Here is a 14,108-nt window from a genome sequence, read left to right on the forward strand (position 1 = left end):
TTGTATGGCCGCAGAGAGCAGGGGGAAGCGACTGTTTACTAAAAACACAGGTCCATGCGAAGAAGTAATTCGATGTATATGGACTGACGCCTGCCCGGTGCTGGAACGTTAAGGGGACCTGTTAGCTCTTTCGGGGGCGAAGCGGAGAACTTAAGCGCCAGTAAACGGCGGTGGTAACTATAACCATCCTAAGGTAGCGAAATTCCTTGTCGGGTAAGTTCCGACCTGCACGAATGGCGTAACGACTTCCCCACTGTCTCAACCACAGGCCCGGCGAAATTGCATTACGAGTAAAGATGCTCGTTACGCGCGGCAGGACGGAAAGACCCCGGGACCTTTACTATAGCTTGACATTGGTATCTGAGTTAGCTTGTGTAGGATAGGTGGGAGCCGGTGAAGCTCATACGCCAGTATGGGTGGAGGCAATCTTGAAATACCACTCTGGTTGATTCGGGTATCTAACTTCGGGCCGTTATCCGGTTCAGGGACAGTGTCTGGTGGGTAGTTTAACTGGGGCGGTTGCCTCCTAAAGGGTAACGGAGGCGCCCAAAGGTTCCCTCAGCCTGGTTGGCAATCAGGTGTTGAGTGCAAGTGCACAAGGGGGCTTGACTGTGAGACTGACAGGTCGAGCAGGGACGAAAGTCGGGACTAGTGATCCGGCACTTGCGTGTGGAAGCGGTGTCGCTCAACGGATAAAAGGTACCCCGGGGATAACAGGCTGATCTTCCCCAAGAGTCCATATCGACGGGATGGTTTGGCACCTCGATGTCGGCTCGTCGCATCCTGGGGCTGTAGCAGGTCCCAAGGGTTGGGCTGTTCGCCCATTAAAGCGGTACGCGAGCTGGGTTTAGAACGTCGTGAGACAGTTCGGTCCCTATCCGCCGTGCGCGTAGGATACTTGAGAAGGGCTGTCCCTAGTACGAGAGGACCGGGACGGACGAACCTCTGGTGTGCCAGTTGTCCCGCCAGGGGCACGGCTGGTTGGCTACGTTCGGAAGGGATAACCGCTGAAAGCATCTAAGCGGGAAGCCTGCTTCAAGATGAGGTATCCCACCCACCTTTGGTGGGGTAAGGCCCCCAGCTAGACGACTGGGTTGATAGGCCGGAGATGTAAGCTCGGTAACGGGTTGAGTTGACCGGTACTAATAGGCCGAGGACTTGACTACAAAGCTGCTACGCGTCCACTGTGCAACTCTGAACAAACAGACGGCCCGAGGGGTTGTTTGATATGTTCATAGAGTTACGGCGGTCATGGCGGAGGGGAAACGCCCGGTTACATTCCGAACCCGGAAGCTAAGCCCTCCAGCGCCGATGGTACTGCACTCGGGAGGGTGTGGGAGAGTAGGACACCGCCGGACATTCTTTCGTTTCAGGGCCACCCCATGAGGGGTGGCCCTGAAACGCATTCCGGCCCGAACACCGCCCGCAGCACGCGGTGGCGCCGGCGTGGGGGTTGCGGTGTGTGCGGCGCTGTCCGGCAGCCGACAGCGACCGGTCCCGTCTCTGGGACTAGGGTCGATGCTGCTACGGCGAGCGTCGATGGTGGGCTGTTGCGGAAGGGGCGCCATGTGAAGCTCCGGTCATGGTTGTCCGCAGTGGTCCTGGCGGTGGGCCTGGTGGCCGTGAGCCCGCCCGCCCCTGCGGCGTCGGCCCAGCTCGACCCCGCGCCGTCGGTCACGGCGCGCCCGGCGGCAGGGCTGTCGGCCTCGTCGGTCGTCAGGGTCACGGCGACCGGCCTGCCCGGGAAGACCGAGGTCGACATCGTCCAGTGCGACCAGGAAACCTACGACGACGACGGCAGCCGCATCGGCTGCCCGGTCGTGCACACGACGACCACCAGCCGGCTGGGGCGGATCTCGGAGCGGGTGAACGCCAGCGCCAGGGTCTACCGCAGCCGCCCCTACGGCGACGACGAGCCGGTCTACTGCCGCGCGGACATCTGCCGGTTCCTCGTCGAATGGGTCGTCGACGGTGTTCGGCATTCGGTCGCCACCGCGCCCCTGGAGTTCACCGGCGACCCCGCCACCATCACCGCGACCCCGAACAGCGGCCTGGTCGACGGGCAACCGGTCGAGGTCGCCGGCACCGCGAAGGGCTCACCCAGCCGGTACGTGGCCATCGTGCAGACCGCCTGCTTCGACATCATCCAGGGCAGCGGCTGTTACGACGACACGCCGCTGGCCACGGTGCCGCTCACCGAGGACGACACGTTCACGGCCTCCGTGAACGTCCGGTACTGGCCCAGCTGCGCGCCGGATGACTTCATGACGACGTGCGAGCTGCACGTGGTGGTGTACGACGCGCAGGGGCAGCCCGACGGCTCGTTCGGCTCCGGCTGGTCCGGCCCACACCGCGCCTCCCTCGGCTTCGCCCCGGTCGGCTAGGCGAAGCGGGACGGGTCCCCGGCGCCGACGCGGACGATCTCGGGTTCCCCGTCGGAGAAGTCCACCACCGTGGTGGGTTCGGTGCCGCAGTCGCCGGAGTCGACGACCGCGTCGATGACGTGGTCGAGGCGTTCCTTGATCTCCCAGCCCTGGGTCATCGGCTCGTCGTCACCGGGCAGCAGCAGGGTGCTCGACAGCAGCGGTTCGCCCAGCTCGGTGAGCAGGGCCTGGGCGACGGTGTGCGCGGGGATGCGGACGCCGACGGTCTTCTTCTTCGGGTGCAGCAGCCGGCGCGGCACCTCCTTCGTGGCGGGCAGGATGAAGGTGTAGCTGCCGGGGGTGGCCGCCTTGACGGCCCGGAAGACGGCGTTGCCGAGGTGCACGAACTGGCCGAGCTGCGCGAAGTCGCGGCACACCAGGGTGAAGTGGTGGCCGCTGTCGAGGTGGCGGATCTCCCGGATCCGGTCCATGCCGTCCTTGTTGCCGAGCCGGCAGCCCAGGGCGAAGCAGGAGTCCGTGGGGTAGGCGATCAGCCCGTCCCGGCGGGTGAGGTCGGCCACCTGGCCGATGGTGCGGGGCTGCGGGTTGTCCGGGTGCACGTCGAGGTACTTCGCCATGGCGGGAAGCTTAGGCCCCCGCCCCGACCTGTCGTCTTCCTGACAGTGTTCAAGAGACGTAAAAGTAGACGTCCATCGTTGTCCCATGGCCGTTCGATCGTTTCGTGGGGGCGGATACGGGGACCTGCTGGGTTCCCCGCCGATGCCCGGCCCCGTGCGGATCACCGTGCTCGTGTTCGCGGTCCTGACGCTGCTGTTCGCCCTGGCGACGGTGCACCGGCTGCTGGTACAGGACGGCTCGCTGGGCGCCGCGGTGTTCTTCGCCGTCATGGCGGCGGCCTGCGCGCTGGTGGCCGGCACCCTGGCGGCCCGCCGGCCGTGGGCGGCCTACCCGGCGTACGCGCTGTCCGGGCTGTTCGCCGCGGCCTCGCTGGGCCTCTTCGGCGCGATCACGATCGTCGGGCTGGGGCTGCTGGCCTGGGTCCTCTGGTCGCTCAACACACGGCCCGCGCGGGAGTGGTTGAGCGGGCGTCGCCGGCTGCGGTGACGCCGGCAGGGGTGGCGGTGGCGCGGCCCGGGGGGCGCCACCGCCACCCGACGTTCAGCCCCGCGCGACGATCGCCACCAGGTCGTCGACCGTGTCCACCCGCTGTCCGGGCGCGGTCAGCTCCACCTCGACGCCGTACTCCAGCTCGAGGGCGTCGACGAGGCGCAGCAGGCCGAGGGAGTCGACGCCCAGGGCCGTCAGCGAGCCGCCATCGAGCACGTCGACGGCGGACACGTCGCCCCCGGTGGCCTCGCTGACCATCGCGGCGATCCGGGTACGTGGGTCGGTGACGCCCATCAGGGCTCCTCTCGGGACTGGCGGACGATCTCGGCGATCTCCGCGATCGTGGGGGTGTCGAAGAAGGCGTCGAGCGGCACCTCGACGCCGAGCCGCTGCTGGATCCGCCCGCTGATCCGGGTGATGGTCAGCGAGTGCCCGCCCAGGTCGAACAGGTCCTCGTGCAGCCCGATGTCGGGGATCTTCAAGACGTCCTGCCAGATCTCGCGCAGCGTCTCCACCACCGGGTCGGCGGGGCCCTCCACCACCGGGTCGGCGGCGTCCTGCGGTGCGGCGGGCGTCGCCGCGGGGGCGTCGCGGCGCGCCGGCGCGGGTAGCGCGGCCCGGTCGACCTTTCCGGTGGGGCCGACGGGCAGCCGGTCCAGCAGCACCCAGTCGGTGGGCAGGACCGCCGCCGGGAGGCTGAGCGCCAGGTGCCGCCGCAGCTCCGCCGGGTCGACGACCGAGCCGGCGCGGGGCACCGCGTACGCGACGAGGCGGGCCTCGCCGTCGTCGTCGCGGTGCAGTGTCGCGGCCGCCCCGGCCACCCCCGGGTGCTCCAGCAGGCGGGCGGTCACCTCGCCCAGTTCGAGGCGGTGCCCCCGCACCTTCACCTGGTCGTCGGCGCGGCCGAGGAAGTCGATCCGGCCGTCCGGCAGCCACCGGCAGCGGTCCCCGGTGCGGTACATGCGGCCGTCGGCCGCGCCGGACGGGTCCGGCACGAACCGCTCGGCGGTCAGGTCGTCGCGCCCCAGGTAGCCGTCGGCGAGCCCCGCCCCGGCCAGGTACAGCTCGCCGGGCACCCCGATCGGCGTCGGCCGCAGCGCGGCGTCCAGCATGTACGCCCGCACGTTCGGCAGCGGCCGGCCGATGGTCACCGTGTCCGGGTCGGCGGGGACGTCCTCGACGGTGGCGTAGACGGTGGCCTCCGTCGGACCGTACCCGTTGACCAGCCGGGCCGTGCGGGCCCGCAGCTCGCGGGCGAGGGCGACCGGCAGCGCCTCCCCGCCGCAGACCGCGACCAGCGGCCCGGCCGCGCCCGCCGCGTGGTCCGCGCCGAGGCCCGCGTCCAGCAGCACCCGCCAGCCCGCCGGGGTGGCCTGGGCGTGGGTCACCCCGGCGGCGCGGACCAGCCGCAGCACGGCCGCGCCGTCGAGCGCGTTGACGCCCGAGGCGACGACCACCCGGCCGCCGGTGACCAGCGGCAGGAACACCTCCACGACGGAGATGTCGAACGACGGCGAGGTCAGGTGCAGCCAGCGGTGCGCGGGCCCGGCGTCCAGCAGGTCCCGCAGGCCCAGCAGCAGGTTGGTCAGCGCGCCGTGACCGACCGCCACGCCCTTGGGGTGGCCGGTCGAGCCGGAGGTGTAGAGCACGTACGCGAGGTCGGCGGCCGTCGGGGCGTCGGCGTCCGGCCCCGGGCGCGCGCCGGCGAGCAGGTCCACCCCGTCGAGGGCGAGCACCGGCGGGCCGGCGTCCGGGCCGGCGTCCGGCGCGGCGGCGGTCACCACCAGCGCCGGGGCGGCGTCGGCGAGCACCAGCCGCTGCCGCGCTGCCGGGTGGCCCGGGTCGACAGGCAGGTACGCCGCCCCGCAGCGCAGCACCGCCAGCATCGTCGCCACCGTCCGCCAGGACCGGTCCAGCGCCACCGCGACCAGCGAGCCCGGGCCGACGCCCCGCCCGCGCAGCAGCGCCGCGAGCCGGCCGGCGGCGGCGTCGAGCTGGGCGTAGCCGAGCCGCAGGTCGCCGTCGACGACGGCCACCGCGTCCGGGTCGGCGGCGACCCGGGCGGCGAACAGCTCGGGCACGGTGGTGTCCGGGTACGCCCGCGTGACGCCGACGCCGGCCCGGACGACCCGGTCCCGCTCGTCGGCGGGCAGCACCGGCAGGTCGGCCACCGGCCGCCGGGGGTCGGCCACGACGGCGGCGAGCAGGGTGCGCAGGTGGCCGCCGATGCGGTCGACCGCGTCGGTGTCGATGGCGGCCGGGCTGTGCTGGAGGCCGACGTCGATGCCCGTCGGGCCGTCCACGACCTGCACGTGCAGCGCGTTGCGGGCGGTGCCGCCGAACAGGGTCCACTCCACCTCGGCGGCCACCCCGGCGAACGCGGGGTCGTCGCCGCGCCGGCGGTAGCCGACCGACACCGCGGTGAGCGCGGGCGCGGGGCGCAGCCCCGGCACGGCGTGGGCCAGCGGCACGTGCCGGAACCGGTACACCTCGCGCAGCCGGGCCCGCACCGCGCGGGCGTGCGCGGCGAACGAGCCGTCGGCGGGGTCGTCGGCGGTGACCGGCAGCTCGTTGACGAACAACCCGACCCGGTCGGCCTGCCCCGGGGTGCGGGTGGAGAGCGTGACGCCGACGGGCACGCCCCGGTTGCCGTAGCGGTGCAGCAGGGCGTGCACGGCGGCGAGCAGCAGCTCGAAGCGGGTCACCCCGAGGCTGGCGGCGGCCCGGCCCACGCCGTCGACCAGGTCGGCGGGCAGCGCCACGGCCACGACGCCGCCCGGCTCCGCGCCGGTGGGCACCCGGCGCAGCCCCGGCAGGACCACGTCGGCGGCGTCGGGCCGGTGCCGCGCCCAGAACTCGCGGGCGGCCGGCAGGTCGACGGCGACGCGGTCCCGTTCGGCCGCCGCGTCCCCGGCGTACCCGTCGGGGCGGGGCGTGGCCTGCGCCGCCGTCCCGGCGAGCGCGGCGGCGTACGCGTCGGCCAGGTCGCGCGCCAGCACGTCCTTCGACATGCCGTCGAAGGCGAGGTGGTGGACGCAGACCAGCAGCAGGTGCCGCCCGTCGGCGGCGGTCAGCAGCGTGAACCGGGCCAGCGGGCCGACCCGCAGGTCGTGCGGGCGGGCCAGCTCCTCGGCGACCCGGGCGTCGGTCCACTCGCCGAAGGCCACCGAGGCGCGCCCTGCGGCGGGGGCCAGCCCCGGCGTGCCGTCGGCGTCGGTGACGACCCGGGCGCCCAGCACGGGGTGCCGGTCGGCCACGGCGGCGCACGCCTCGACCAGGGCCCGGCGGTCCAGGCCGGCGGCGAACCGGACGCCGAGCGCCATGTGGTACGCCGTGCCGGCGACCCCGGCCTGCTCGGTGAACCAGACGGCGTGCTGCGCGGATGTCGCCTCGGCGGTGCCCACATGCTCTCCCATGGATCGGTGTCGGGGTGGATCAGTTGTCGAACAGGCCGGTGAGCTGCCGCTTGAGCACCTTGCCGCCCTCGTTGCGGGGCAGCTCGGCGAGCAGCAGCAGCCGGGCGGGAAGCTGGTAGTCGGCGAGCCGGTCGGCGAGGAAGGCGCGCAGCGCCGGCAGGGTCAGCCCGGCGGCGTCGGCGTGCGGCCGGGCCACCACGGCGGCGGCGACGGCCGAGCCGAGCACCGGGTGCGGCACGCCGACGACGGCCGCCTCGGCGACGAGGGGGTGCTCGTGCAGCGCCGCCTCGACCTCCAGGCTGGAGACCTTGAACGCGCCGGACTTGATGACGTCCTGGTGCCGGTCGGTGAGGTAGAGGTAGCCGTCGGCGTCGACGCGTCCGACGTCGCCCATCCGCACCCACCCGGCCCGGAAGGTGGCCCGGTTGGCGTCGTCGTCGCGGTAGTAGGCGCGGGGGTACGGCGCGCGCAGCCACACGTCGCCGGTGACGCCGGGCGGCAGCGGGTTGCCGTCGGCGTCGGCGACGCGCAGCTGCCCGCCGACCGGGCGGCCCACCGCGTCCCGGCGCGCCGGATCCCAGATCATCGTGGTCTGGGCGGGGGCGGCCTCGGTGGAGGTGTAGTAGTTGACGATGGTGGCCTCGGGGAAGGCCGCGGCGAGCCGGGCCGCCACGGCCGGCGGCAGCGCCGCCGCGGTCGACCCGATCAGGTGTACGCCGGAGGCGTCCCGGCCGCGCAGCGCCCCCGAGTCGAGCAGCTCGATGGCCATCGACGGGACGACGAACAGCGTCCCCGTGCCCGGGGTCTCCACCAGCCGGGCGAACCGGACCGGCGTGAACGTGGGCAGGGTGAGCGCGCCGGCCTTCGCGGTCAGCGCGTTGAACAGCATCGTCTGCCCGGCGTTGGTGCCGATGGCGAACGCGTGCAGGAACCGCTCGGAATGGGCCAGCGCCAACCGGCGCGGGTGCGTCGGCGCGCCGGCGGTCAGGTTGGCGTGGCTGGCGGCGACGCCCTTCGGGCGGCCGGTCGTGCCGGAGGTGTAGAGGATCTGCGCGAGGTCGCCGGGGCGTACCGGCGGGGGGTCGGCCCCGTCGGCGGGCCCGGCGGCCAGGTCGGCGGCCCGCCACACCGGCAGCCCCGCGGGGGCGGGCGGCGCGGCCGTGGCGTCGCCGTGCACGACGGCGGCGGCCCCGCAGTGGGTCAGCGCGTGGCCGAGCTGCCCGGCGGCGAGCCGGTCCGACAGCGGCACCGCGACCGCGCCGGCCCGCAACACCCCGCAGTACGCCACCGCGAAGCCGGTCCAGTCGCGGGGGCCGAACACCAGGCCGACCCGGTCGCCGGGGCGCACCCCCCGGCCGTGCAGGCCGGCGGCGACGGCCGCCGCGCCGGCCGACCAGTCGGCGAAGGTCAGCGCCCGCACCCCGGCCACCTCGACGGCGACCCGGTCGGGGTGCAGGGCGGTGCGCCAGGCCAGCAGCTCCGGCACGGTCCGGGCGGCCGGCGGGGCGGCAGTCGCCGCGCTCACCGCGACCCGCCCGAAGCGCCCTGGGCCTGCCCCGCGTCGGCGGCGGCGCGGGCCGGACGCCCGGCGGCGCGGGCCTCGCGTTCGGCGATGCCGACCAGGTCGTCCGGCGGCGCGTCGGGCACCTCGTCGTCGAACCGGGCCAGCGCCGGCGTGGCCAGCGCGACGAGGGCGGTCAGCGCGATGCACACCCCGAACACGACGTAGAGCAGGCCGTGGCCCCGGCCGGGGCCGACGCCGATGACCGCGCCGACCGTGCCGGCCAGCGCGCCGCCGGGCAGCAGCAGCGGCTCGGCGACCCGCGCCGCGAACGGGGCGACGAGCCCCCAGCCCAGCGGCATGGTCGACCAGGCGATCATCTGGTTGAGCGCGAACACCCGGCCGTGGAAGCGCGGCGGCACCTTCGTCTGGATGATCGTGTTGTAGACGCCGTTGACGACGCCGAGCGCCAGGTACATGCCGAACGCGCCCGCCCCGACCACCAGCGGATCCGGCCGCAGCCCGGTCAGCACGGCCGCCGCCGCGATGCCGAGGGTGCCCAGCAGCACCGCCCGCATCCGGCGGCGGCTCGGGCCGCCCCAGACCAGCATCAGCAGGCCGCCGACGGCCGCGCCGACGCCGCCGGTCAGCGCGATCCGCGCCACCTGGTCCAGGTCGGCGAAGCCCAGCACCAGCGGGGAGAGCAGGTACAGCGCCGGGAACAGGAACAGGTTGAGGGCGGCGAAGAACGCCAGCATCGCCCGGAACTCGCGGCGGCGCAGCGCGTACCGCAGGCCGGCGGCCATCTCCTCGCCGATGCCCTCGCGGCGTTGCAGCGCCATGGTGCGGGGGAACCTGACGAGCCCCAGCACCCCGACCGCGAACACGTACGAGGCCACGTCGATGAGCAGGATGCCGCGCAGCCCGACGGCGTCGAGCAGGGCCACCGCGACCAGCGGGACGGTGAACTGGGTCAGCCCCATCGCGGTCTGGGTGACGCCGTTGGCGTGGCCGAGGAAGCGCTTGGGCACGAGCTGCGGCACCGCCGAGACGAACGCCAGGCGTTGGAACGCCAGCGCCACCGACAGCCAGGCGACCAGCGGGTAGAAGTGCCACACCTGCGCCCGGTCGGCCAGCACCAGGGCGGCCAGCACGGCGTTCGCGCCCCCGGCGGCGACGCCGGCGGCCAGCAGCACCCGCCGCCGGCTGCTCCGGTCGATCACGGCCCCGGCCAGCGGCGCGACCAGCAGCCCCGGCAGCAGGCCGAGCACGGCGAACAGGGCGAACCGGGCCAGCGACCCGGTCTCCAGGTAGATCCACAGGGGGATCGCGAAATTGGTCAGCGCGGTGCCCATGCCGGAGACCACCTGGCCGGCGGCGACCAGGCCGAACCGGCGCATGCTCGGCTCCGGGGCGGCCGCGGACCCCGGAGCCTGCGCCGCCCCGGCCGGGCCGGCGGGCCGGCGGGAGATCCCGGCGAGCTGCCACGCGGGCTCCGCGCCGGGCCCGGCGGCCGCGTCCCCGGCCCCGGGATCGGCTCGCGGCGCGTCGGCCGGCGACGGCGCGGCGGCCGGGGGCGCGGGCGGGGCCGGGGCGTCGAGCTGCCGGTGCACGGTCGTGACGATCTCGGCCAGCTCGGCGGCCCGGTACTTCAGGAAGTAGTGCCCGGCCTCGTCGACCACGGCGAGGGCGGTGCGGTCGCTGAGGAAGTGCCACTCCCGGAACCGCTCGGCGTGGTAGTCGGTGCTGCGGTCCCGCTCGCCGACCACCGAGATCAGCGGGGCGCGCAGCGGGACGACCCGCCGGCGCATCAGCTCGGTGAAGTACTCCTCGGAGACCCGGGCGTCGTGGCGCATCGCCCGGATCAGGAACGCCACCTCGTCCGGGGCGAGCGAGCCGACGGAGGTGCCCTGCGCCTGCAACCAGGTGCGATAGATCCGGTCGCTGCGGATCCGCTCGGCCAGCCGCAGCCGCAGCAGCGGCCCGAGCGGCCCCCCGGCGGGACGGCCGAACGGGAACACCGCGCCGAGGTACACGGCGTCGAGGTCGCGTCCCCGCGCCTCCAACAGCCGGGCCACCTCCACGGCGAGGGCGCCGCCGGGGCCGCAGTGCCCGTACAGGATCACCGGGCCCGGCACCCGGGCCAGGATCTCCTCGGCGACCCCGGCGGCGACCTGGTCGATCGGCGCGGGGTCGTCGGCCAGCCCGATGTCGTGGCCCGGCATGGCCACCGACAGCAGCCGGTACCCGGCGGGCAGCGCGTCGGCCAGCGGCTGGTAGACCACGGCGCTGCCGCCGCCGTACGGGACGCAGACGAGCGTGGCCACGCGGTCGGCGGCGGCCACCGGCGGGGTCAGCTCGTGCAGCAGCCCCGCCGGCCCGGTGTCGCCCCCGGCGGCCAGGGCGGCCAGCTCGCGGACGGTCCGGTGCCGGAACAGGTCCATCACGCTGACCGTGCCCGCCGCGCCGCCGGCCACGGCGGGCAGCTCCCGGCGCAGCCGGGCCACCACCTGCGTGGCCAGCAGCGAGTGCCCGCCGAGGTCGAAGAAGTCGTCGGTCGCGCCGACCTCGGCCACCCCCAGCACGGCCTGCCAGATCGCGGCGACCAGCGTCTCCACCGGCCCGGCCGGCGGCACCCGCTCGCCGGCGGGGACCTCGTCGGTCGGCGCGGGCAGTGCCCGCCGGTCCACCTTGCCGTGCTCCTGCAACGGCAGCCGGTCCAGCACCACCCACCGGGAGGGCACCATGTGCTCGGGCAGCCGGTCGGCCAGGACGCGGCGCAGCCGCGCCGGCTCCGGGGCGTCGGCGTCGGGCGTCGGCTCCAGGTAGGCGACGAGCCGGTCGTCGCGCAGCAGCACCGCCGCCTGGTGCACGCCGGGGCAGTCGCGCAGGGCGGCCTCGACCTCGCCGAGCTCCACCCGGTAGCCGCGGATCTTCACCTGGTGGTCGCGGCGGCCCAGGAACACGAGCTGCCCGTCGGCGCGCCACCGGCCCAGGTCGCCGGTGCGGTACAGGCGCGCCCCCGGCGGCCCGTACGGGTCGGGCACGAACCGTTCGGCGGTCAGGCCGGGCCGGTGGAGGTAGCCGCGCGCCAGGCGGTCCCCGCCCAGGTACAGCTCGCCGGGCACCCCCACGGGCACCGGCCGCATCCGCTCGTCGAGCAGGTGGATCCGCGCGTGCGGCAGCGGCCTGCCGGTCGGCACCGGGCCGGCGGCGGGCCCGTCGGCGGTCACCTCGTAGGTGGCGACGCCGACCGTGGCCTCGGTGGGGCCGTAGTGGTTGAACACCCGGGCCGTCCCGGCGGCGGCCAGCGGCGCGATCCGTTCCAGGTCGGACGCCTCGCCGCCGAGGATCAGCGCCCGGGCGGGCAGCAGGTCGCCCGGCCCGGCGTCGGCGGCCAGCGCCGCCAGGTGCGACGGGGTGATCTTGAGGTAGTCGATGCGGTGCGCGCGGAGCTGCTCGGCCAGCTCCGCGCCGGTGCACCGGCGCGGCACCAGGTGCACCGTCCCGCCGGTGGCCAGCGCCAGGTAGAAGACGGTGACGGCGAAGTCGAACGACATCGACTGCAACAGCGCGTACCGGGCGGCCGGGACGACGGCGAACCGGTCGGCCACCCCGTCGAGGTAGCGCAGCACCTGCCGGTGCGCGACGGCCACCCCCTTCGGGACGCCGGTGGACCCGGAGGTGTAGATCACGTACGCCAGGTCGCCGCCGCTGCCGGCTACGGGCGGCGTGTCGGGCCGGGCGGCCACCTCGGCGGCGATCTGCTCCAGGCAGGCCACCGCGACGCCCGGGGCGTCCGGGTCGGCCGCCCGCGTGGCGGCCGGTTCCGCCGGCAGCCGGTCGCGCAGCCCGGCGCTGGTCAGCACCACGGCGGGCCGGGCGTCGGCGAGCATCAGGCCCGTCCGGGCCGGCGGCTGCTCCGGGTCCAGCGGCAGGTACGCCCCGCCGGCCCGCAGCACCCCCAGCAGCGTCACGGCCAGCTCCACCGACTGTTCCAGCAGCACCCCGACCAGGACGTCGGGGCCGACCCCGCGCCCGCGCAGCCAGTGCGCCAGCCGATTGGCCCGCCGGTCCAGCTCCCGGTAGGTGATCGCGTCCGCGCCGCACACCACGGCCGGCGCGTCGGGGGTCGCGGCGGCGTGCGGGGCGACCAGGTCGGCCAGGGTGGCCGCCGCGCCGGTGACCCCGGGCCCGCCGTCGGCCGCGGGGTCGTCGCCGGGTTTCGGGTCGCCGCCGGGCGTCGGGTCGTCGCCGTCGGGGCGGGCCAGCGCCAGCACCCGGTCGCGTCCGGCGTCGCCGAGCAGGTCCAGGTCGACCACCGGCAGGTCCGGCCGGGCGACCGCCGCGCGCAGCAGGGCGTCGAGGCTCGCGGCCAGCCGGGCGACCGTGTCGGCGTCGAACAGGTCGCTGTTGTAGACGACCATGCCGCGCAGCCCGTCGGCGGCCTCGCTGACGTACAGCGACAGGTCGAACCGGGCCGCGGCGGCGTCCGCGCCGAGGCTCTCGCTGCTCAGCTCCCGTGGCCACCGGCCGCCGCCTCGGGCGTAGTTCTGCAACGTGAACAGGACCTGGAACACGGGGGAGCGGCTGACGTCGCGGGGCACGTTCAGCTCCCGGACCAGCCGTTCGAAGGGGATCTCCTGGTGGGCCAGGGCGCGCACGACGGTGCCGCGGGTGCGCCGCAGCAGGTCGGCGAAGCTCGGCTCGGCGGCGGGGGAGTCGGCGGTCGCGCCGATCGGGGCGAGGTCGGCGCGCAGCGCGAGGGTGTTGACGAACAGGCCGACCAGGTTCTCCAGCTCCGGCACCACCCGGCCGGCGACGGGGGAGCCGATGGCGAAGTCCCGCTGGCCGCTGTAGCGGAAAAGCACCGCCTGCAGCCCGGTGAGCAGGGTCATGTAAAGGGTGGCCCGGTGCGCGCGGCTGAGCCGGCGCAGCCCGTCGGTCAGGTCGGCGTCGACGGTGAACCGGTGCGTGCCGCCCGCGTACGACTGCACGGCCGGTCGGGGCCGGTCGGTGGGCAGCTCCAGCGGGGGCACCCCGGCCAGCGCGCCGGCCCAGTACGCGAACCCGTCCCCGGACGCGGGCCCGTCGAGGCGGTCGCGCTGCCAGGCGGCGTAGTCGACGTACCCCACGGTGGGGGCCGGTGGCGGCGGCCCGCCGTCGCGCAGCGCGGCGTAGCCGGCGGCCACGTCGCCCAGCAGCAGGTCCAGCGACCAGCCGTCGCTGACGATGTGGTGCATGGCCAGGTGCAGCACGTGGTCGTCGTCGGCGAGGCGGATCACCAGCGCCCGCAGCAGGGGAGCGACGCCGAGGTCGAACGGGGTGCGCACGGAGGCGGCCACCAGCTCGCGGGCGTCGGCCAGCGACGGCGCGTCGACCACGGTGACCGGCACCCGCGCCTCGGGCAGCACCGCCACGACGGGCTCGCCGTCGGCGTTCTCGGCGAACCGCATGCGCAGGCTGTCGTGCCGGGCGGCGGCGCCGTCGAGGGCCGCGCGCAGCAGGTCGACCGCCAGGGGGCCGCGCAGCCGGGTCGTCGACCAGACGAGGTACGCGGCGGTGCCGGGGGTCAGCTGCTCGGTGAACCAGATCCGCTCCTGCCCGAATGACAGCGACGGTTTCTCCGCAGAACGGTGGAACGTCGTTTTCGGCGGGGTGTATGTGGCCCGCGTCGGTACGTCAACATTGGTCACGCGG

General features: G+C 74.6%; 7 protein-coding genes and 2 rRNA genes (1 of these 9 only partly in view). 4 read left to right on the forward strand and 5 right to left on the reverse strand.

Going from position 1 to position 14,108, the window contains the following annotated elements:
* From O7628_RS27775 to O7628_RS27785, 3 genes are all read left to right on the forward strand, one after another.
* Window positions 1-1,166: ribosomal RNA gene (locus O7628_RS27775) — 23S ribosomal RNA — on the forward strand; it begins 1,944 nt to the left of the window's first position.
* A gap of 75 nt (window positions 1,167-1,241) precedes the next feature.
* Window positions 1,242-1,358, forward strand: a 5S ribosomal RNA gene (gene rrf, locus O7628_RS27780).
* Window positions 1,359-1,586: 228 nt separating this feature from the next.
* A complete protein-coding gene (locus tag O7628_RS27785) occupies window positions 1,587-2,384 on the forward strand; it encodes a hypothetical protein (protein ID WP_278135075.1) in 798 nt (265 codons plus the stop codon).
* Here the strand turns inward: O7628_RS27785 and O7628_RS27790 are convergent.
* Window positions 2,381-3,001, reverse strand: coding sequence for an L-threonylcarbamoyladenylate synthase (locus O7628_RS27790; protein WP_278135077.1), 621 nt, complete (start codon window positions 2,999-3,001; stop codon window positions 2,381-2,383). The two genes, O7628_RS27785 and O7628_RS27790, sit on opposite strands and share 4 nt — an antisense overlap.
* Before the next feature lie 85 nt (window positions 3,002-3,086).
* Between O7628_RS27790 and O7628_RS27795 the strand changes: the two genes are divergently transcribed.
* Entirely contained in the window at window positions 3,087-3,488 is a 402-nt protein-coding gene (locus tag O7628_RS27795; protein ID WP_074476487.1) for a hypothetical protein, read from the forward strand.
* A gap of 54 nt (window positions 3,489-3,542) precedes the next feature.
* Here the strand turns inward: O7628_RS27795 and O7628_RS27800 are convergent, their stop codons facing one another.
* Genes O7628_RS27800 through O7628_RS27815 form a run of 4 tightly spaced genes read right to left on the reverse strand, consistent with a single transcriptional unit; the run spans window position 3,543 to window position 14,104 of the window.
* Complete coding sequence (locus O7628_RS27800; RefSeq protein WP_178065507.1) at window positions 3,543-3,785, reverse strand: acyl carrier protein; 243 nt, start codon at window positions 3,783-3,785, stop codon at window positions 3,543-3,545.
* Window positions 3,785-6,907, reverse strand: a complete 3,123-nt coding sequence (locus O7628_RS27805; RefSeq protein WP_278135080.1) for an amino acid adenylation domain-containing protein — start codon at window positions 6,905-6,907, stop codon at window positions 3,785-3,787. Before O7628_RS27805 ends, O7628_RS27800 begins: the two co-directional genes overlap by 1 nt.
* A gap of 19 nt (window positions 6,908-6,926) precedes the next feature.
* Window positions 6,927-8,432, reverse strand: coding sequence for an AMP-binding protein (locus O7628_RS27810; protein ID WP_278135082.1), 1,506 nt, complete (start codon window positions 8,430-8,432; stop codon window positions 6,927-6,929).
* Window positions 8,429-14,104, reverse strand: coding sequence for a non-ribosomal peptide synthetase/MFS transporter (locus tag O7628_RS27815; RefSeq protein WP_278135084.1), 5,676 nt, complete (start codon window positions 14,102-14,104; stop codon window positions 8,429-8,431). Before O7628_RS27815 ends, O7628_RS27810 begins: the two co-directional genes overlap by 4 nt.
* Window positions 14,105-14,108 lie beyond the last annotated feature (4 nt).

Source organism: Micromonospora sp. WMMD956 (assembly GCF_029626125.1).
Lineage (GTDB): Bacteria > Actinomycetota > Actinomycetes > Mycobacteriales > Micromonosporaceae > Micromonospora > Micromonospora carbonacea.